Below are 19136 nucleotides of genomic sequence, written 5' to 3' on the forward strand. Positions count from 1 at the left end.
CGAAGGAAAGGGGGCCCTCGTCGTGAGGGCCCCCTTTCCCGTGCGACGGGTGTCCCGCCCTACGCGATGTGGTCGTCCTCCAGCTCCGCCGTGTGGCGGTTCTGGAAGCGCATGACCATCTTCTTGGCCTCGGCGTCCGGGACGGGGACGCCGTACGTCGCCTCGACGTTGTCGCTGAACTCGCGCGGGGTCGGGTAGCTGCCGTTGATCGACTGCTTGAAGACCTGGTAGTACGACTCCTCGTCCGGCGGCGCGGGCTCCGGCGTGCCGCCGCCCTCGCCCAGCTCGCGGGTGCGGTTGGGGCCCACCGGGATCGGGAAGCTGCCCGTGTCCTCCATCGACGGCTGCTCGAACCGCTGCCCCTGCTGCTGCGGCACGGACTGCCGGCCCTCGTACCAGTCCTCGTACACCGGCTCCGGGTCGTACGTCGGGTCGTAGCCGCCCTGGTAGTCGACCTGTGCGTGGGCCTGGAACCAGGGGCTCTGCTCGTCGGGCGGCAACTGCTCCTCGTAGGCCGGCCCGACCGGCTCCTGCTCGGCCACCGCGACCGGCCGCTGCGCGCCCGGACCGCCCACCACGGCCTGCCGGGCGCCCGCCGTCATCTCGGCGCGCGGCGCGGGCGGGAGCAGCGCGGGCTCGATCCCCGCCGCCGCGAGGCCCGCCGGGGCCGTCTCGCCCAGCGGCACGCCGTAGCGCGCGAGCCGCAGCGGCATCAGGGACTCCACCGGGGCCTTGCGCCGCCACGCCCGGCCGAACCGGGACCGCAGCCGCGCCTGGTACACCAGCCGCTCCTGCTCCAGCTTGATCACCTGGTCGTAGGAGCGCAGCTCCCACAGCTTCATCCGGCGCCACAGCAGGAAGGTCGGCAGGGGGGAGAGCAGCCAGCGGGTGAGGCGGACGCCCTCCATGTGCTTGTCGGCGGTGATGTCGGCGATTCGCCCGATCGCGTGCCGGGCCGCCTCCACGGCGACCACGAACAGCACCGGGATCACCGCGTGCATGCCCACGCCCAGCGGGTCCGGCCAGGCGGCCGCGCCGTTGAACGCGATCGTCGCCGCCGTGAGCAGCCAGGCCGTCTGCCGCAGCAGCGGGAAGGGGATACGGATCCAGGTCAGCAGCAGATCCAGGGCCAGCAGGACGCAGATGCCCGCGTCGATGCCGACCGGGAACACGTAACTGAAGTTCCCGAAGCCCTTCTTGATGGCGAGCTCACGGACGGCCGCGTACGAACCCGCGAAGCCGATACTGGCGATGATCACGGCGCCCGTCACGACCACGCCGATGAGAACGCGGTGCATCCGAGTCAGCTGCAGTGGCGCGGCCACTCGTACTCCCCTCCCATTGCGTGTTGTTGCGCGCAACAGAGTGGCACATCCGTGCGGCGAACGGGTGGCCGGATCCGATTGCCCGCCTCCGCGGGCCGGTCCTGGCCGGTCAGCTCTTCGCGGCCGACTGGGACGCGGACGGCGAGGCCGACGCCGGGGCGGACTTGGACGGGGAGGCGGACTTCGACGGCGCCGTGGACGGCGAGGCGGAGGACGAGGAGCCCGGCGCGGTGCCGGCCTTGCCGCCGTTGGCCGCGGTCACCGCGGCCACCGCCTCCTTGGCGGCCGCCTGGGCCGACTTCGACAGGTCGTCGGCGTCCGGGGTCTTGTCACCGGCCAGACCGGCGCCGTTGTAGTCCAGGGTGACCACGACGTTCTCGACGCGCGCCACGACCGTCTGCTGCTTGAAGGCCCCCTCCTTCTTCGTCAGGTCGTAGCGCACCAGCGTCGCCTCGTCGCCTGTGCCGGACACCGGCTGCGACTTCACGTTCTTCGCGTCCGCCGTGGACGTCGCGTCCCGCACCTGCTTCTGGTAGTACTCCCGCGCCTGCGCCTCGCCCGTGCCGCGCGTGGCGTCGGACTCGAAACGCAGCAGCGAGACGTTGAGCCAGCGGAACTGCGAGCCCTTCACGCCGTTGTTGTCCAGGCTGCTCCAGGAGCAGCCCGCGCGCGTGGACAGATCGCTGGAGGCGCCCTCCTTGGCCGACTTGTCGCCCTTGGGCACCAGATCGCCCAGCGTCTTCGCGGACAGCGCCTTGCACGCGTCCGGCAACTTCCCGTACGCCGCCGCCTGCACGGTCGGCGACGCGCTCGCGCTCGACTGCCCCTTCGCGTCGGCCGAGGGCGTCTGCTTGCCGCCGCCCGAGCCGGAGTCCGAGGAGCAGGCCGCGGCAAGGAACATCACGGGCACGGCCGCCGCGCAGACAAGGACACGGTTCAGCCGCTTGGCTCGCGGGGCGCTGTGGTGGTCTCGCTGGGCTGCTCGCTGCATGGTTCCTTCACTCATGACGCTCGTGGTTCCTGCGGTCGGATCGGGTCCGGGGGGCCACGGTACGCGTTGAGTGCGGTGCGCAAGTCGCTTCCCGTGCATTGTGCCGGGGCGTCAAGTGCCCGTCCGGGAGCGTCAACCGCCGAGCGAATCCGCCAGCTGCGCCGCCAGTTTCCGGGCCTTGTCCTGCATTTCCTTGCTGTCCGGGACCACTCCGACCATCGCCGGCTGCTCCTCGTACTCGATGGTCACGATCACGTTCGACGTGCGGAACGCCACAGTCACGGTGCGCTGCTGGGCCGTCGAACCGGAGGTGCCGAGGGTGTCGTCGATGAACGCCTCGTCGCCGAGGTCGTCCAGGGTGCGGGGCTGGATGTCGGCGGGGTCGGTGCTGGGGGAGGAGGAGCCGGAGGGGGTGGCGGAGGAGCCGGGGGAGTCGGAGGAGGCCGCGGACGAGGAGGGCGAGGGGGTGGCCGTACCGGCGCCCGGTCCGCCCGGGTTGCCCGGCTTGCCCGAACCGTCGGTGGACGAACCGGCGGAGGGGCTCGTGGCGGTGGGCGCGGGAAGGTCGGCGGCCGCCTGCTTGGTGGCGAAGACCGCCTCGGCCTGGCTGTCGTCGCTGACGGCGTTGTCGTAGGAGACGACCCGCTCGAAGTCGACGTGGAGGTGGTCGGTGGCGTCCGTGGACTCCACCTTCCAGCGGCAGCCCACCTTGCGGTCGGTGTCGTAGGTGAGCGTCGCCTCGCCCTCGTAGGCCTTGGTGCGCTGGTCCACGTCCGTGATCTGCTTGATGCCGGGCAGCAGCGAGTCGAGGGTGTCGTGCCTCACCGCGCCGCATGCCTCGGGCAGCGTGCGGTACTTGCCCGGCTGGGCCGCCGCCGTGGCCGTGCCCGCGCCGCCGGGGTTGGCGTTGTCCGTCCGGCCGTCGCCCGACGACCCGCCGGTGCAGCCTCCCAGCAGCAGCGCCGCGAGGAGCGCGGCCGCGCCGGGTACGTACGCCTTCCGCAGCACGGTCAGGCTCCTCTCGGTCTCGCCCGCGCGGCCGCTCGCACGGACGCGGCCCCGCAGGTTATTCGCTTGCCGCGCGGGGGCGGCACCTGGAGACAATGTGTATCGCACGCACTGCCGTGGACGCCGGTCCGATGCCCTGTTTCGTCGACCTTGGTGCCGGTATTGCGATATGAGACTTCTGTACTTTTCCGGGGGAATGAGGGCGATATGTCGTACGTGGAAATGCCGGGCGCCAAGGTTCCGATCCGTATGTGGACCGATCCTGCGACCGTCGAGGACGTGGCGATGCGGCAGCTGCACAACGTCTCGACGCTGCCCTGGATCAAGGGCCTCGCCGTCATGCCGGACGTCCACTACGGGAAGGGCGCCACGGTCGGCTCGGTCATCGCCATGCGCGGCGCGGTCTGCCCGGCGGCGGTGGGCGTGGACATCGGCTGCGGGATGTCGGCGGTGCGGACGTCGCTGACGGCCAACGACCTCCCGGGCGACCTGTCCCGGCTGCGCTCGAAGATCGAGCAGGCGATCCCGGTGGGCCGGGGGATGCACGACGACCCGGTCGAGCCGGCCCGCTTCCACGGGCTGGCCACCTCCGGCTGGGACGACTTCTGGGGGCGGTTCGACGGGGTGGCCGAGGCGGTCAGGTTCCGTCAGGAGCGGGCCGTCAAGCAGATGGGCACGCTCGGAAGCGGCAACCACTTCGTCGAGGTGTGCACGGACGAGGCCGGTTCGGTGTGGCTGATGCTGCACTCCGGTTCCCGCAACATCGGCAAGGAACTCGCCGAGCACCACATCGGCGTGGCCCAGCAGCTCCCCCACAACCAGGACCTGGTCGACCGCGACCTCGCGGTGTTCGTGTCGGACACCCCGCAGATGGCGGCGTACCGCAACGACCTGTTCTGGGCGCAGGAGTACGCCAAGTACAACCGCTCGCTCATGATGGCGCTCCTCAAGGACGTGATCCGCAAGGAGTTCAAGAAGGCGAAGCCCGTCTTCGAGCCGGAGATCTCCTGCCACCACAACTACGTGGCCGAGGAGCGCTACGACGGCATGGACCTGCTCGTCACCCGCAAGGGCGCGATCCGCGCGGGCTCCGGCGACCACGGGATCATCCCCGGGTCCATGGGCACGGGCTCGTACATCGTCAAGGGCCTCGGCAACGAGAAGTCCTTCAACTCCGCCTCCCACGGCGCCGGCCGGCGCATGAGCCGCAACGCCGCCAAGCGCCGCTTCTCCACCAAGGACCTGGAGGAGCAGACGCGGGGCGTGGAGTGCCGCAAGGACTCCGGCGTGGTCGACGAGATCCCCGGTGCGTACAAGTCGATCGACCAGGTCATCGACCAGCAGCGCGACCTGGTGGAGATCGTGGCCAGGCTCAGGCAGGTCGTCTGCGTGAAGGGCTGACGCGGGGCGCCTCGGGGGCCGGGGGCCCCGGCCTACTTGGCGTGGCGGACCGCGAAGATCATCACGAAGGCCACCACGTGGATGCCGAAGAGGAAGTAGCCGAGGTAGTACCAGACGTAGCGCTCGCGCTTCTTCTCCAGGGCCAGGCGGCGCCGTTCGGCGTCGTCGGGCCGCTCGTCGCCGGTGGGGGTGGTCGAGTCCGTCATCACCGCTCCCGGTGGACCTTGGTGTTCGACGCCTGGGCGCGGGGGCGGACGACCAGCAGGTCGATGTTGACGTGGCTGGGACGGGTGACCGCCCAGGTGATGGTGTCGGCCACGTCGTCGGCCGTCAGCGGCTCGGCCACGCCCTCGTAGACCTTGTCGGCCCTCTCCCGGTCGCCGCCGAAGCGGGTCAGGGCGAACTCGTCGGTCCTGACCATGCCGGGCGCGATCTCGATCACCCGCACCGGGCGGCCGACGATCTCCAGGCGCAGGGTCTCGGCGAGGACGTGCGCGCCGTGCTTGGCGGCGACGTAGCCCGCGCCGCCCTCGTAGGTGGCGTGGCCGGCCGTGGAGGAGACGACCACGACCGTGCCGTCGCCGCTCGCCTCCAGCTTGGGCAGCAGGGCCTGGGTGAGGTTGAGCGTGCCGAGGACGTTCGTCTCGTACATCGTGCGCCAGTCGGCCGGGTCGCCGGTGGCCACCGGGTCGGCGCCGAGCGCGCCGCCCGCGTTGTTGACGAGCACGCCGACGGTCGTGAAGGCCGTGGCGAACTCGTCCACGGCCGCGCGGTCGGTGACGTCGAGCTGGTACGCCGTCGCCGCGTGGCCGGCCGCGTTGATCTCCTCGGCGAGCGCCTCTATACGGTCCTTGCGGCGGGCGGTCAGCACGACGCGGTAACCGGCGGCGGCGAGCTGCCGGGCCGTGGCGGCGCCGATGCCGCTGCTCGCACCGGTGACGACGGCGATGCGGGAGGCGGCGGACGGTGCGGCGGTGGCCATGGGCTGCTCCTCGGTCGTACGGCGATGGTCCGTGCCCAGGGTAGGCGACCCCGCTCGAGGCGTGATGGGCCGTCCGGCCCTCGGGCGCCCTTCCGCTCCCGGGCGTCCCTCCGCCCTCGTCCGTGCTCAGCCGCCGTTGCGGGGTGCCCACATGATCACGGCCATGCCCGCCAGGCAGATCAGTGCGCCCGTCACGTCCCAGCGGTCGGGGCGGTAGCCGTCCGCGAGCGCGCCCCACAGCAGGGAACCGGCGACGAAGATCCCGCCGTACGCGGCGAGGATGCGGCCGAAGTGGGCGTCCGGCTGGAAGGTGGCGACGAAGCCGTACGCCCCGAGCGCCAGCACCCCGCCCGCGGCCCACAGCCAGCCCCGCTGCTCGCGCACGCCCTGCCAGACCAGCCAGGCGCCCCCGATCTCGAAGATCGCGGCGACGACGAAGAGGGCGGCGGAGCGGAGGATCGGCATGGGGGCCAGCTTCGCACGGGCCGCCGCGACGGTTCCGCCTCTGGTTGGATGGCCGGGGTTGCGGCCAGGGAGGAGCGGGCGTGGGCGAGGGCACGGGCGCGAGGCGGACGCTGGGGCGGCGGTTCGGGTGGCTGTGGGCCGCCTACGCGGTCAGCACCTTCGGGTCCTGGCTGGCCTTCGACGCGTTCGCGCTGATCGCGGTGCTCGTGCTGCACGCCGGGTCGGCGCGGGTGTCCCTGCTCGCGGCGGCCGGGCTCGCGGTGGGCGCGGTGGCGGCGGTGCCGCTCGGGCCGTGGATGGAGTTCCGGCGCAAGCGGCCGGTGATGATCGGCACGGATCTGGTGCGGTTCGCCGCGCTGGCGAGCGTGCCGGTGGCGTACGCGTGCGGCGCGCTCGGGTTCGGGCAGCTGCTGGTGGTGTCGGTGGTGGTCTCGGCGGCCGACATCGCGTTCGGCGCGGCGAGCGGCGCGTATCTGAAGCACCTGGTGCCGCCGGGGGACCTGCTGGTCGCCAACAGCAGGTTCGAGTCGACCACCTGGACGGCGACCGTGCTGGGGCCGCCCGCCGGGGGCCTGATGGTCGGGGTGTTCGGCCCGGTGGTGACCGTGGCGGCGGACGCGGTCAGCTATCTGCTGTCGGCGGCCGGGATCCGCGCGATCGGCGGGGGCGAGCCGCGGCCCGTGCGTCCCGGGCGCGGTGAGAAGGGACGTGCGCGACTGCGGGCGGCGGGCCTCGCGGAGGGCTGGCGGTTCGTGCTCCGGCACCCGGGACTGCGTCCGCTCTTCTTCAACACCGTCCTGGTGAACTCCCTGATCATGGCGACCTCGCCGCTGCTCGCCGTGCTGATGCTGGGCCCGCTGGGCTTCGCGCCGTGGCAGTACGGGCTCGCCTTCGCCGTGCCCTGCCTGGGCGGTCTCGTGGGCTCGCGGCTGGCCCGCACGCTGGTCGCCCGGTTCGGGCAGCGCCGGGTGCTGCTGGGCTCGGGCGTGCTGCGGGCGTGCTGGTCGGTGGGGCTGGCGTTCGTGCGGCCGGGGGTGGCCGGGCTGGCGCTGGTGATGGGCGTCGAGGTGGTGCTGATCGCCTGCTGCGCGGTGTTCAACCCCGTGTTCACCACCCACCGGCTGGAGCAGACCCCGTCCGACCGGACCGCGCGGGTGCTGTCGGCCTGGTCGGTCACCGGCAAGGCGGCCACCGCGGCGATGACCGGCCTGTGGGGCCTGCTGGCCGCGACGGCCGGCCCGCGCACCGCCATCGGCATCGCGGGCCTGCTGCTGCTCGCCACCCCGCTGCTGCTGCCGTGGCGCGAGCGGACGCCGCAGGCGGAGGCGGTGCCGGCGGTCGCGGACGCGGTGTAGGCACGGGACGCGGGGCGGCGCTCCGGGGCGCGGCCGCGTCGGCGGGGGAGGGGAATACCCCCGGCCGGGGGACCGTTGGACGGGTATAGTTGAATCGTCAACAACCTGGAGAGTGAGCGACCATGCAGTTCGGGATCTTCAGCGTCGGCGACGTCACGCCGGACCCGACCACCGGCCGGACGCCGACCGAGCGCGAGCGCATCAAGGCCATGGTCGCCATCGCGCTGAAGGCCGAGGAGGCCGGCCTGGACGTCTTCGCGACCGGCGAGCACCACAACCCGCCGTTCGTGCCCTCGTCCCCGACCACCATGCTCGGCTACATCGCCGCGCGCACCGAGCGGCTGGTCCTGTCCACGTCGACCACCCTCATCACCACCAACGACCCGGTGAAGATCGCCGAGGACTTCGCGATGCTCCAGCACCTCGCGGACGGGCGGGTCGACCTGATGATGGGCCGCGGCAACACCGGACCGGTCTACCCCTGGTTCGGCAAGGACATCCGCCAGGGCATCAACCTCGCCATCGAGAACTACGCCCTGCTGCACCGGCTGTGGCGCGAGGACGTCGTGAACTGGGAGGGCAGGTTCCGCACCCCGTTGCAGGGCTTCACCTCCACCCCGCGGCCGATGGACGGCGTGCCCCCGTTCGTCTGGCACGGCTCCATCCGCTCGCCGGAGATCGCCGAGCAGGCCGCGTACTACGGCGACGGGTTCTTCCACAACAACATCTTCTGGCCCGCCGACCACACCAAGCGCATGGTCGAGCTGTACCGCAGCCGGTACGCCCACTACGGCCACGGCACGCCCGAGCAGGCCATCGTGGGCCTCGGCGGCCAGGTGTTCATGCGGAAGAACTCCCAGGACGCGGTGCGCGAGTTCCGCCCCTACTTCGACAACGCCCCGGTCTACGGTCACGGGCCCTCCCTGGAGGACTTCACCGAGCAGACCCCGCTGACCGTCGGCTCCCCGCAGCAGGTGATCGAGAAGACCCTGTCCTTCCGGGAGTACGCCGGCGACTACCAGCGCCAGCTGTTCCTCATGGACCACGCCGGTCTGCCGCTGAAGACCGTGCTGGAGCAGATCGACATGCTCGGCGAGGAGGTCGTGCCGGTGCTGCGCGAGGAGTTCGCCAAGGGCCGCCCGGCCGGCGTGCCGGACGCGCCGACGCACGCGTCCCTGCTCGCCGCGAAGGCTGCGGGGGCTGCGGGGGCCGCGGAGGCGGCCCAGGGGGCCGAGGAGTCCGGGTCCGAGTCCCAGGAGGTGTCCGTATGAAGCTCGTAGTCGTCTCGGCCGGGCTGGGCGTGCCCTCGTCCACGCGGCTGCTGGCCGACCGGCTGGCGGCAGCGACGGCGGAACGGGTGCCGTCCGGCGCCGAGGTGCGGGTGATCGAGGTGCGCGACCTCGCCGTCGCGATCGCGCACAACCTGACCAGCGGTTTCCCCGGCCCCGCGCTGGCGGACGCGCTGGACGCCGTGACGGAGGCCGACGGGCTGGTGGTCGTCACCCCGGTGTTCTCCGCGTCGTACAGCGGGCTGTTCAAGTCCTTCTTCGACGTGCTCGGGGCGCGCGACCGGGACGCCCTGGCGGGCAAGCCCGTGCTGATCGCGGCGACCGGCGGCAGCGCCCGGCACTCGCTGGTCCTCGACCACGCGCTGCGCCCGCTGTTCGCCTACCTGCGGGCCGTGGTCGTCCCCACCGGCGTCTACGCCGCCTCGGAGGACTGGGGCGCCGAGGGCCTCCCGGACCGTATCGAGCGAGCGGCCGCGGAACTGGCCGCCCTCCTGCCCGCCACCCTGCCCGCCCCCCGCCGTGAGCGGGAGGAGCCGGAGGCCTTCGAGGTCGTTCCCTTCGAGGAGCGACTGGCGGCCCTGCGCGACTGACCCCGCCCGCCGGGTCACCCCCTGTGGCCCGCCGGGACACCCCCTGTCGCCGGAGTGTGACGGTGAGAGGACGGTAGGCGGGCGTCGGCGGTTGCCTCCGGATCGGTGAGAGGCGGGTAAAAAGGGTGATCGTAGACCCACCCGTCCAGGCCACGGGGCTCTCGGCCTTGGCAGACTGGACGCGTGCCTCAGACTGTGCTGCTCGCCGAAGACGACCGCGCCATCCGCCATGCCCTGGAGCGGGCCCTGACCCTGGAGGGCTACGAGGTGACGGCGGTCGCCGACGGCGTAGAGGCGCTCGCGCAAGCGCACCGCAACCCGCCGGACGTCCTCGTCCTGGACGTGATGATGCCGGGCATCGACGGACTCCAGGTCTGCCGGGTGCTGCGCGCCGAGGGCGACCGCACCCCGATCCTCATGCTCACCGCGCTGGTGGAGACCGCCGACCGGATCGCCGGCCTGGACGCCGGCGCCGACGACTACGTCGTCAAGCCCTTCGACGTGGAGGAGGTCTTCGCCCGGCTGCGCGCCCTGCTGCGCCGCACCAGCCCGGTCGGCGTCGGCGCGCCGGGCACGGCCGGATCGCCCTCCGGCTCCGGTGACCTCGCGGTGAAGGGGACGCAGGTGCCCGAGCGGCTGGTCGAGGCGGCCGGCATCCGCATGGACCTCCAGGCCCGCCGCGTCTGGCGCGGCGCGCGCGAGCTGGAGCTGACCCGCACCGAGTTCGAGCTGCTGGAGCTGCTGGTCCGCAACGCCGGCATCGTGCTGGACCACTCCACCATCTACGACCGCATCTGGGGCTACGACTTCGGCCCCGGCTCCAAGAACCTCGCCGTCTACGTCGGCTATCTGCGCCGCAAGCTCGACGAGCCGGGCGCGCCGCAGCTCATCCACACCGTGCGGGGTGTGGGGTACGTGCTGCGGGAGGACTGAGTGGGCCGCCTCGGGCGGCTGCTGGACCGACCGCGGCCCGGACTGTCCTCGCTGCGGACCACGTTCGCGGTGCTGTTCGCGGTGGTGACCGCGGCCGTGACGGTGCTGGTCGGCATCCTGTCGTACAACTCCGCCGCCCGGCTGGTGCGGGTGGACGAGCAGTCGGTGTTCACCCAGGTCGTGCAGGACGTCCAGGACGAGGTACGGCGCTACGACCGTACGCCCGCCGACTTCTCCTCCTCCCGGCCCGGCCACGAGGTGGTGCGGCCCAGCCGCACCGACGTCCAGGTGCTCGGCGACAACGGCCAGATCGTCGACCACGGCAGCCCCCAGCTGCCCGTCACCGCACGGGACAGGGCGACGGCCGCCTCGCCCAAGGCGGGCAGAACCGTCGAGTACCAGGACGTGGTGGTCGCCGACGACGTGTACCGCATCGCGACGGTCGCGCTCGGCGACGGACGTGGCGCCGTGCAGGTCGCCCAGGAGTTCAGCGACACCGAGGACCTGCTGCGCGAGCTCCAGCAGCGGACGCTGGTCCTCATGGGCGTCGTGGTGATCGCGGCCGGCCTGTGCGGCTGGTGGCTGGCCCGGCGCATCACGCGCCGGCTGCGGATACTCACCGCCGCTGCCGAGGACGTGGCCCGCACCCGGCAGCTCGGCGTCCAGGTTCCCGTCACCGGCTACGACGAAGTGGGCCGCCTCGGCCGCGCCTTCGACCGGATGCTGGGGCGGCTGGCACAGTCCGAGGAGGACCAGCGCCGCCTGGTCCAGGACGCGGGCCACGAACTGCGCACCCCGCTGACCTCGTTGCGCACGAACATCTCGCTGCTGCGCCGGATCGACGAACTGCCGTCCGCCACCCGCGAGGAACTGGTCGCCGACCTCACCCAGGAGGCCCGCGAGCTGACCGACCTGGTCAACGAGCTCGTCGACCTCGCGGCCGGGCAGTCCGACACCGAGCCGCCGCAGCGGGTCGACCTCGCGGACATCGCCGAGGACGTCGCCGGCCTCGCGCGCCGCCGCACCGGGCGGGACATCGTGGTGCGCGCGAGCGGCGACACGACGACCGACGGCCGCCCGGCCATGCTCCAGCGGGCCGTGTCCAACCTGGTGGAGAACGCCGCCAAGTTCGACCGCGACGGCAGGCAGCCCATCGAGATCGCCGTCACCGGGCCCGCCCGGCGCGGCACGGTCCGCGTCGAGGTGCTCGACCGGGGGCCGGGCATCGCCGCGGGCGACCTGATCCGCGTCTTCGACCGCTTCTACCGCGCCGCCGACGCCCGCTCCCTGCCCGGCTCCGGACTCGGCCTGTCCATCGTCCGCGAGGTCGCCATGGCCCACGGCGGCGCCCCCTTCGCGTTCCGCCGCGAGGGCGGCGGCGCGGTGATCGGCTTCACCGTGGGCGCGGACAGCTACCGCGGCGAACGCGGTCACCACGACGGCTCGGGCACGACGGCCGGGACCCGGGGCGGCATCTGACCGCGGACCCCGGGCCCGGGACCGGCGTCAGGGGGTTTCGGCTCCGGCCGGGGCCGGGACCTGCTTGCGGCGGGTGAAGGAGGGGAGGGCCGGCGGGGTCAGGAAGCCCTCGGCGCGGGCGCTGGCGATGCCGATGCGCGGGATGTCGCTGCTCTTGGCGAACAGCAGGAAACGGGGCTCCCACACGGGCCGGTACTTGGCGTTGGCGCGGTACAGGGACTCGATCTGCCACCAGCGCGAGAAGAAGGTGAGCACCGAGCGCCACAGCCGCAGCACCGGCCCGGCGCCGAGCCGGGAGCCGCGCTCGAAGACCGAGCGGAACATCGCGAAGTTCAGCGACACCCGGCGCACCCCGATCTCCTGGGCGCGCAGCAGCAGTTCGACCACCATGAACTCCATCAGCCCGTTCTCGCAGTCGCGGTCACGGCGCATCAGGTCCAGGGAAAGCCCCTGCTCACCCCACGGAACGAAGCTCAGCAGCGCACGCGGCTCGCCGTCTCCGTCCCGGCACTCCAGCATCACGCAGCGCCCGTCGTCCGGGTCGCCGAGCCGGCCGAGCGCCATGGAGAAACCGCGCTCGACGGCCCCGTCGCGCCAGTGGTCGGCGCGGTCGACGAGCAGTGCCATCTCGTCGTCGGGAATGTCCTCGTGGCGGCGGATGCGCACCGTGTACCCGGCCCGGCGCACCCGGTTGTGCGCCTGCCGCACGACGCGCATCGCGCGCCCCTCGAGGCTGAAGTCGGCGACGTCCACGATGGCCTCGTCGCCGAGTTCGAGGGCGTCCAGGCCGTGCCGGGCGTAGATCGTGCCGGCCTCCTCGCTCGCGCCCATCACGGCCGGTGTCCACGCGTGCCGGCGGGCCTCGGCGAGCCAGGCGTCGATGGCCCCGGGCCACGCCTCGGGGTCCCCGATGGGATCGCCCGAGGCCAGGCTGACGGCGCCCACGACGCGGTAGGTGACGGCCGCCTTGCCGGTGGGGGAGAAGATCGCCGCCTTGTCGCGGCGCAGGGCGAAGTAGCCGAGGGAGTCGCGGTCGCCGTGCTTGGCGAGCAGTTCGCGCAGCCGCTGCTCGTCCTCCTCGCTGAGCAGGGCGCGGCCGCGGGGCGAGCGGAAGCAGGCGTACAGCACGAGCAGGAAGGTGGCCGCCATCAGGATGTTGATGGTGATGTCCACCCAGCGGGGCGCGTGCACGGCGGGCACCCGGTCGGCGAGCGGGCCGACGCTGACCCCGCGCAGCAGCGCGTAGACGAGCTTGTCGGACAGCGAACCGCCGGAGGTCTTGTTGGTGGCGTCGACCAGCCAGGTGCCGATCCCGCCGGTGACCAGCACGCCGCCCGCGCCCACGGCGAGGGCGAGCCGGGGGTTGGAGGGGTCGCCGATGGCGTTGAACTCCCGGCGGCCCACCAGCAACGCGGCCACGAACAGCCCGGTGAGCGCGGCGGAGAGCCAGTTGAACACGTGGTCCTGGAAGCGGTCCTGGGTGAGCGCGGCGACGTAGAGCGCGAACAGGGGCCCGGCGAGCACCAGGTTGAACATCCAGGCCGCGCGTTTGCCCCGGCGCATCACCATGGCGAGGAACAGCGCCATCGCCGCCGAGACCAGACCGGCGGTGGCGAGGTACGGAGTGAAGAAGTCACCGCCGTTGTGCTCGTGCACCTCCTCGCGGAACGGCAGCGAGAGCACCGCGACGATGTTGAGCAGCGCCATCAGCCTCAGGTACCAGACGGTGGACGCGGCGGCCCGTGCCCGCAGCCGGGGTCCCGGCGAGGGGCGGGGGGCGGAGCGGGGATCACGCTGTGGGGGAATGACGACGGACTGCTGTGCGGGCATGGGTGACATGTCACCTCTGAGCGGGCCGGGAAACCGGCGGGGACGGGGCGGGCAGCCGGACACGCGGTCCGCTGCGCGCCCATGTCGCTGACCCTACGACTTGTAGGGTAACGGAGCCGGACGGGCTGCCCGGCCGCCATTCCTGTGGAAAGGGTAAGACTCGGCCGTGAGGTCGCTGAGCGCGCTGAGGGCGGGGCGCTGAGGTCGCTGAGGGCGCTGAGGGGCCTCAGGGCGGGTCGCTGAGGGCGCCGGACGGTGCCCGCCGTGGGCGCTCGGCCCTTCTCAGCCGGCGCCGGCGCGGCCCTGACCGGCCTCGGCGCGGGTCCGCCTGCGGGCCGCCGTCAGCAGCCAGGCCAGGTTGCCCGCCGCCGCCCCGGCGGCCACGGTGGCGGCGATCACGCCCGCCGTGGCGAAACCGTCCCCGAACAGGTGCGGGCGCCGGTCGAGGCTGTGCAGCCCGAAGCCGCACAGCTGGTACACCCCCACGGCGGCGATGGTCAGGCTCAGGACGAGCACCGCGACGGTCGCCGCGAGCCCGCCCCCGCTCTCCTCGCCCCCGGCGGCACCGGGCGCCGGACTGCGTGCTTCCTGCATGGGTCCCCTGTCGACGGTCGATTGGCGAAGCTGGACCCTACAGTACGTAGGGCCGTGCGCGCGGCGCCCACCGGTCACCGTCCCGGGGGCGGGCCGGGGAAAAAGCGACGTACTGTCGGAGGCCGGGTGGTTGGATCGGGAGCCGGACGACGCCGACGGGGACCGCCGGGCCGGGGCCCCGCCCGACGGAGGGAGACACGATGAGCACGGTCACCAGGACGGACGCGGACCCGGATCCGGACTCGGACTCGGCGGAGGGCAGGCACGCGGGAGCCTCCTCGGCGCCGCGCGGTGCCGACAGCCACGACCTGATCCGGGTGCACGGCGCCCGTGAGAACAACCTCAGGAACGTGAGCGTCGAGATCCCCAAGCGCCGCCTGACGGTGTTCACCGGAGTCTCCGGCTCGGGCAAGAGCTCCCTGGTCTTCGACACCGTCGCCGCCGAGTCGCAGCGGCTGATCAACGAGACCTACAGCGCCTTCGTCCAGGGCTTCATGCCGACGCTCGCGCGGCCCGACGTCGACGTACTGGACGGCCTGACCACCGCGATCATCGTCGACCAGCAGCGGATGGGCGCCGACCCGCGCTCCACGGTGGGCACCGCCACCGACGCCAACGCGATGCTGCGCATCCTCTTCAGCCGGCTCGGCCGGCCGCACATCGGCTCGCCCAAGGCCTTCTCCTTCAACGTCGCCTCGATCAGCGGCGCGGGCGCGGTCACGGTCGAGCGCGGCGGGAAGACCGTGAAGGAGCGGCGCAGCTTCAGCATCACCGGCGGCATGTGCCCGCGCTGCGAGGGCCGGGGCCGGGTCACCGACATCGACCTGACCCAGCTCTACGACGAGACCAAGTCGCTCGCCGAGGGCGCGCTGGCCGTCCCCGGCTACAAGTCGGGCGGCTGGAACCACCGCCTCTACAGCGAGTCCGGCTTCTACGACCCGGCCAAGCCGATCCGCGAGTTCACCGAGACCGAGCTGCACGACTTCCTCCACCGCGAGCCGACCAGGATGAAGATCGCGGGCATCAACATGACGTACGAGGGTCTGGTCCCGCGCATCCAGAAGTCGATGCTGTCCAAGGACCGCGAGGCGATGCAGCCGCACATCCGTGAGTTCGTGGACAGGGCGGTCACCTTCACGCCCTGTCCCGACTGCGGCGGTACGCGGCTCAGCGAGGCGGCCCGGTCCTCGAAGATCAAGGGCGTCAGCATCGCCGACGCCTGCGCGATGCAGATCAGCGATCTGGCCGAGTGGGTGCGCGGTCTGGATGAGCCGTCGGTGGCGCCGCTGCTCACGAGTCTGCGGGACACCCTGGACTCCTTCGTGGAGATCGGCCTCGGCTATCTGTCCCTGGAGCGGCCGGCGGGCACCCTGTCGGGCGGTGAGGCGCAGCGCGTGAAGATGGTCCGCCACCTCGGCTCGGCGCTCACCGACGTCACGTACGTCTTCGACGAGCCGACCACGGGGCTGCACCCGCACGACATCCAGCGGATGAACGAACTGCTGCTGCGGCTGCGCGACAAGGGCAACACGGTGCTGGTCGTGGAGCACAAGCCGGAGGTCATCGCGATCGCCGACCACGTCGTCGACCTCGGGCCCGGCGCCGGCACGGCGGGCGGCCGGGTCTGCTTCGAGGGCACCGTGGAGGGGCTGCGGTCCGGGGGCACCGTCACCGGCCGCCATCTCGACGACCGGGCCGCGCTGAAGGAGCAGGTGCGCAAGCCCACCGGGGCCCTGGAGATCCGCGGCGCCACGGCGAACAACCTGCGTGACGTGGACGTCGACATCCCGCTCGGCGTGCTGGTCGTGGTCACCGGCGTGGCCGGCTCCGGCAAGAGTTCCCTTCTGCACGGCTCTCTGCCGGCCGGCGCGGGCGTGGTCTCGGTCGACCAGGCCCCGATCCGCGGCTCCAGGCGCAGCAACCCCGCCACGTACACGGGTCTGCTGGAGCCGATCCGCAAGGCATTCGCCAAGGCCAACGGGGTCAAGCCGGCGCTGTTCAGCGCCAATTCCGAGGGCGCCTGCCCGAACTGCAACGGCGCCGGCGTCGTCTACACCGACCTGGCGATGATGGCCGGCGTCGCCACGACCTGCGAGGAGTGCGAGGGCAGGCGGTTCGAGGCGTCGGTGCTGGAGTACCGCCTCGGCGGCCGGGACATCAGCGAGGTGCTGGCGATGCCGGTGAGCGAGGCGGAGGCCTTCTTCGCCGAGGGCGAGGCCCGCACCCCGGCGGCCCACCGCGTCCTCCAGCGGCTGTCCGACGTGGGCCTCGGCTACCTCACCCTCGGCCAGCCCCTCACCACCCTCTCCGGCGGCGAGCGGCAGCGGCTCAAGCTGGCCACCCACATGGCCGAGAAGGGCGGCGTCTACGTCCTCGACGAGCCGACCACGGGCCTCCACCTCGCCGACGTGGAGCAACTGCTGGGCCTGCTCGACCGGTTGGTCGACTCCGGCAAGTCGGTCATCGTGATCGAGCACCACCAGGCGGTGATGGCCCACGCCGACTGGATCATCGACCTCGGCCCCGGCGCGGGCCACGACGGCGGCCGCATCGTCTTCGAAGGCACCCCGAGCGACCTCGTCACCACCCGCCCGACCCTCACGGGCGAGCACTTGGCGAAGTACGTGGGGACCTGACAGCCCCCTCGTCCGACCCGAACGCTGGTCACGCGGCTTCGGGCAGTCGCACTCGATGCGCGTGCCGGTCAGCCTGTGGGCAGGCCGATCCGGTCGCGTTCGAGTACGGAGCGCAACTCCGAGAGGAACCGTGCGGCGGCAGGTCCTGAGGGACCGCCCAGGACGTCTGCGGTCAACTCGGCCAGTGTTTCGGTGAAGGTCGCTTCCGCCGCCTCGACGAGTTGCAGGCCTGTGGCGGTCAGGTCCAGCAGTGATGAGCGGCGATCCGATGGATTGGTTCGCCGTATGACCCATGCCTGCTTCTCCAGGCGGTCGATGCCCTTGCTGGTCGCGCCGATCCCGATGGCGAATTCGGTGGCGAGGTCCGCGACCCGGGACCCGGGGTGGTCGCGCAGGAAGCGCAGGAACTCGAACTGCGAGGTGACGATCCCGTGCCGCTCGCGAAGGCGGTCGTTCAGCGCGTTGTAGAGGCGTGTCTCGCAGCGGACGAGATCGGCGAAGAAGCCCGGGAGGTCGATCGGGCCACGGCTTGACTTGGATGCCATGGCATATAGTTTAGTCTGCATGCCTAGGCATATTGTTCCTAGGCATGCACTCGCGAGGGAGGCGACGATGAGCAGGCAGCAGCGCGCGGAGATCGACGCGATGGTCCGACGGCCCCGGCCGGAGGGCCCTCGGTCGGTGGAGGGACTCCGCGCCGGGTTCAGGGCGATGATGGGGGAAATGATCGTCCCGGCTGAGATCCGCACCCGGACCGCGACGCTCGGCGATCGGTCCGCGGTGCTCGTCGAGCCGGCCGGCACTCCGAAGGCCGGGACGATCCTCTACTTCCACGGCGGCTCTTACGTGGTCGGTTCACCGGAGACGGCGATGTCCCTGACGGGGAACCTGGTGACCAGAACAGGGTTCAGGGCGTTCTCCCTGGATTACCGGCTTGTGCCTGAGCATCCGTTCCCGGCCGCGATCGAGGACGGACTGAGCGCCTACCGCGCACTTCTCGACAGCGGCGAAGACCCTTCGGCGATCGCGTTCGCCGGGGACTCCGCCGGTGGCGGCCTCACCGTCACCACCTGCCTCGCCGCCCGCGACGCGGGCCTGCCCCTGCCCGCCGCGATCGTGGCGTTCTCCCCCGGACTCGACATGACCCGGACAGGCGAGAGCATGGACACCAAGGCGGGCGTCGACCCGTTCTTCACGCGTGCGGGCCTGGAACACACCGGGACCATGTACCTCGCGGGACAGGATCCGCGTCAGCCCATGCTCAGCCCCGCCACCCTCGCCGACCTGACCGGCTTCCCTCCGATGCTTCTGCAGGCGGGCACCAACGAAATGCTCCTGGACGACTCCACACGCATGGCCACGCGCGCGAGGGAAGCCGGAGTGGACGTCATCCTGGACGTCACCGCTGACGTTCCCCATGTCTTCCAGGCGTTCGCCGGCGTCCTGGACGAAGCCGACGAGGCACTGGACCGCGCCGCTCTCTTTCTCGGTCAGCACATTCGCACCAGGGGTACGGCAGGTACGTCGGCAGGCTGAAGCCCTCAGGCGGTCTCATACGGACCCCGGTCCGAACCCCAGGCCCCCCGCCCAAACCCGCCGAACCCGCTGAATCCCCGCTCAGGGCCACACCAGGCAGTACGGCTGGTGTCCCGCCTCGTGCAGCCGGTGGCTGAAGTCCTGCCACTCGTGCAGGAGCTGGTACACGTTGAAGGCGTCCCGGGGGCCGCCTCTGTCGGGGACCGTGGACCAGATGAAGGCGGCCGCGCCGACCGCCTCCTCGCCGATGTCGCGCAGGGGGTCGACGACCGTCATCGGGAGCTTGACCACGGCGTAGTCGGGGTGCAGGACGACCAGCTCAAGCGGCGGCACCTTGTGCAGGGGGACGCCCTCGATGCCGGTCAGCACCATGGCGGCCATCGTCTCCGGCTTGATCTTGGTGAACATGCCGTTCATGCCGAGCTCGTCGCCGCCGAGTTCCTCGGGGCGCATCGAGATCGGGACACGGGCGGCCGTGGCACCGTCGGGCGCGCCGAAGTACTTGTACGTCACCCCCACCCGACCACCATTCCTGCTTCCGTCCCGGAGGCTGTCGATCCTGCGGTCGATCCGGTGATCGAACCGCCGCTCGAGCCGCTCGGGCTCACCCGGTACCCCGTGTTCCTGACGTGCTTCGGCCGCTTCCTCCGCCTCGCGTCGGTGCCTTCCCCGCCGGGCACGTCGAGGACCCAGGTCGTCAGTCCCCTCGCCCAGTCCGCCAC

At 72.1% G+C, this 19136-nt stretch carries 18 protein-coding genes; 8 read left to right on the forward strand and 10 right to left on the reverse strand.

The genetic code is table 11. The features are described 5' to 3' along the window. Window positions 1-59: 59 nt before the first annotated feature. The 3 genes from IE217_RS25725 to IE217_RS25735 form a co-directional block, all read right to left on the reverse strand. On the reverse strand, window positions 60-1298 hold the full coding sequence (locus IE217_RS25725; protein ID WP_190180458.1) for a DUF2637 domain-containing protein: 1239 nt from the start codon (window positions 1296-1298) through the stop codon (window positions 60-62). Between the two features lie 136 nt (window positions 1299-1434). Beyond that, complete coding sequence (locus tag IE217_RS25730) at window positions 1435-2331, reverse strand: DUF3558 family protein (RefSeq protein WP_190180336.1); 897 nt, start codon at window positions 2329-2331, stop codon at window positions 1435-1437. A 117-nt stretch (window positions 2332-2448) separates the two neighbouring features. Next, window positions 2449-3324 carry a DUF3558 domain-containing protein gene (locus IE217_RS25735; RefSeq protein WP_190180337.1) on the reverse strand — a complete coding sequence of 292 codons (876 nt, stop codon included), beginning with the start codon at window positions 3322-3324 and terminating at the stop codon, window positions 2449-2451. A gap of 207 nt (window positions 3325-3531) precedes the next feature. Here IE217_RS25735 and IE217_RS25740 point away from each other — a divergent pair, with 207 nt between their 5' ends. Next, window positions 3532-4725, forward strand: coding sequence for an RtcB family protein (locus IE217_RS25740; RefSeq protein ID WP_190180338.1), 1194 nt, complete (start codon window positions 3532-3534; stop codon window positions 4723-4725). A gap of 32 nt (window positions 4726-4757) precedes the next feature. On the opposite strand, the gene IE217_RS25745 is transcribed toward IE217_RS25740, so the two are convergent. The 3 genes from IE217_RS25745 to IE217_RS25755 all read right to left on the reverse strand — a co-directional run bounded on the left by IE217_RS25745 (window position 4758) and on the right by IE217_RS25755 (window position 6172). Continuing rightward, complete coding sequence (locus IE217_RS25745; protein ID WP_190180339.1) at window positions 4758-4931, reverse strand: hypothetical protein; 174 nt, start codon at window positions 4929-4931, stop codon at window positions 4758-4760. Next, complete coding sequence (locus IE217_RS25750; RefSeq protein ID WP_190180340.1) at window positions 4931-5707, reverse strand: SDR family NAD(P)-dependent oxidoreductase; 777 nt, start codon at window positions 5705-5707, stop codon at window positions 4931-4933. The genes IE217_RS25745 and IE217_RS25750 overlap by 1 nt, the downstream gene beginning before the upstream one ends. A gap of 126 nt (window positions 5708-5833) precedes the next feature. Further along, window positions 5834-6172, reverse strand: a complete 339-nt coding sequence (locus tag IE217_RS25755) for a YnfA family protein (protein ID WP_190180341.1) — start codon at window positions 6170-6172, stop codon at window positions 5834-5836. 80 nt (window positions 6173-6252) lie between these two features. Here IE217_RS25755 and IE217_RS25760 point away from each other — a divergent pair, with 80 nt between their 5' ends. From IE217_RS25760 to IE217_RS25780, 5 genes are all read left to right on the forward strand, one after another. Continuing rightward, on the forward strand, window positions 6253-7527 hold the full coding sequence (locus tag IE217_RS25760) for an MFS transporter (RefSeq protein ID WP_190180342.1): 1275 nt from the start codon (window positions 6253-6255) through the stop codon (window positions 7525-7527). Window positions 7528-7649: 122 nt separating this feature from the next. Next, the gene (locus IE217_RS25765; RefSeq protein ID WP_190180343.1) at window positions 7650-8798 is read left to right on the forward strand and encodes an LLM class flavin-dependent oxidoreductase; all 1149 of its coding nucleotides are present in this window, start codon (window positions 7650-7652) and stop codon (window positions 8796-8798) included. Beyond that, the gene (locus tag IE217_RS25770; protein WP_190180344.1) at window positions 8795-9406 is read left to right on the forward strand and encodes a CE1759 family FMN reductase; all 612 of its coding nucleotides are present in this window, start codon (window positions 8795-8797) and stop codon (window positions 9404-9406) included. The genes IE217_RS25765 and IE217_RS25770 overlap by 4 nt, the downstream gene beginning before the upstream one ends. Before the next feature lie 183 nt (window positions 9407-9589). Continuing rightward, entirely contained in the window at window positions 9590-10339 is a 750-nt protein-coding gene (locus IE217_RS25775; protein ID WP_190180345.1) for a response regulator transcription factor, read from the forward strand. Next, window positions 10340-11818, forward strand: coding sequence for a sensor histidine kinase (locus IE217_RS25780; protein WP_190180346.1), 1479 nt, complete (start codon window positions 10340-10342; stop codon window positions 11816-11818). It abuts the gene before it with no gap. A gap of 27 nt (window positions 11819-11845) precedes the next feature. Here IE217_RS25780 and IE217_RS25785 read toward each other — a convergent pair whose 3' ends face one another. Together IE217_RS25785 and IE217_RS25790 are read right to left on the reverse strand one after the other, a co-directional pair. Next, window positions 11846-13648, reverse strand: coding sequence for a phosphatidylglycerol lysyltransferase domain-containing protein (locus tag IE217_RS25785; RefSeq protein ID WP_190180347.1), 1803 nt, complete (start codon window positions 13646-13648; stop codon window positions 11846-11848). A gap of 282 nt (window positions 13649-13930) precedes the next feature. Then, complete coding sequence (locus tag IE217_RS25790; RefSeq protein ID WP_190180348.1) at window positions 13931-14242, reverse strand: hypothetical protein; 312 nt, start codon at window positions 14240-14242, stop codon at window positions 13931-13933. Between the two features lie 200 nt (window positions 14243-14442). Here IE217_RS25790 and IE217_RS25795 point away from each other — a divergent pair, with 200 nt between their 5' ends. Further along, complete coding sequence (locus tag IE217_RS25795; RefSeq protein WP_190180349.1) at window positions 14443-16878, forward strand: ATP-binding cassette domain-containing protein; 2436 nt, start codon at window positions 14443-14445, stop codon at window positions 16876-16878. Window positions 16879-16946: 68 nt separating this feature from the next. On the opposite strand, the gene IE217_RS25800 is transcribed toward IE217_RS25795, so the two are convergent. Then, window positions 16947-17423 (reverse strand): MarR family winged helix-turn-helix transcriptional regulator, encoded by a 477-nt coding sequence (locus IE217_RS25800; protein WP_190180350.1) that lies wholly within the window; start codon window positions 17421-17423, stop codon window positions 16947-16949. Window positions 17424-17490: 67 nt separating this feature from the next. Between IE217_RS25800 and IE217_RS25805 the strand changes: the two genes are divergently transcribed. Further along, window positions 17491-18414: an alpha/beta hydrolase gene (locus IE217_RS25805; protein ID WP_190180351.1), complete on the forward strand. Its 924-nt coding sequence runs from the start codon at window positions 17491-17493 to the stop codon at window positions 18412-18414. An 81-nt stretch (window positions 18415-18495) separates the two neighbouring features. On the opposite strand, the gene IE217_RS25810 is transcribed toward IE217_RS25805, so the two are convergent. Next, complete coding sequence (locus tag IE217_RS25810) at window positions 18496-18933, reverse strand: hypothetical protein (protein WP_010353923.1); 438 nt, start codon at window positions 18931-18933, stop codon at window positions 18496-18498. Between the last annotated feature and the right edge of the window lie 203 nt (window positions 18934-19136).

This window comes from Streptomyces naganishii JCM 4654, assembly GCF_014650575.1.
In the GTDB taxonomy this organism is placed as follows: domain Bacteria; phylum Actinomycetota; class Actinomycetes; order Streptomycetales; family Streptomycetaceae; genus Streptomyces; species Streptomyces naganishii.

Coding starts and splice junctions, on each gene's coding strand:
- IE217_RS25725 (WP_190180458.1), bottom strand. CDS start 1,298: ATGCACCGCGTTCTCATCGGCGTGGTCGTGACGGGCGCCGTGATCATC.
- IE217_RS25730 (WP_190180336.1), bottom strand. CDS start 2,331: ATGAGTGAAGGAACCATGCAGCGAGCAGCCCAGCGAGACCACCACAGC.
- IE217_RS25740 (WP_190180338.1), top strand. CDS start 3,532: ATGTCGTACGTGGAAATGCCGGGCGCCAAGGTTCCGATCCGTATGTGG.
- IE217_RS25745 (WP_190180339.1), bottom strand. CDS start 4,931: ATGACGGACTCGACCACCCCCACCGGCGACGAGCGGCCCGACGACGCC.
- IE217_RS25750 (WP_190180340.1), bottom strand. CDS start 5,707: ATGGCCACCGCCGCACCGTCCGCCGCCTCCCGCATCGCCGTCGTCACC.
- IE217_RS25755 (WP_190180341.1), bottom strand. CDS start 6,172: ATGCCGATCCTCCGCTCCGCCGCCCTCTTCGTCGTCGCCGCGATCTTC.
- IE217_RS25765 (WP_190180343.1), top strand. CDS start 7,650: ATGCAGTTCGGGATCTTCAGCGTCGGCGACGTCACGCCGGACCCGACC.
- IE217_RS25770 (WP_190180344.1), top strand. CDS start 8,795: ATGAAGCTCGTAGTCGTCTCGGCCGGGCTGGGCGTGCCCTCGTCCACG.
- IE217_RS25785 (WP_190180347.1), bottom strand. CDS start 13,648: ATGCCCGCACAGCAGTCCGTCGTCATTCCCCCACAGCGTGATCCCCGC.
- IE217_RS25790 (WP_190180348.1), bottom strand. CDS start 14,242: ATGCAGGAAGCACGCAGTCCGGCGCCCGGTGCCGCCGGGGGCGAGGAG.
- IE217_RS25795 (WP_190180349.1), top strand. CDS start 14,443: ATGAGCACGGTCACCAGGACGGACGCGGACCCGGATCCGGACTCGGAC.
- IE217_RS25800 (WP_190180350.1), bottom strand. CDS start 17,423: ATGGCATCCAAGTCAAGCCGTGGCCCGATCGACCTCCCGGGCTTCTTC.
- IE217_RS25805 (WP_190180351.1), top strand. CDS start 17,491: ATGAGCAGGCAGCAGCGCGCGGAGATCGACGCGATGGTCCGACGGCCC.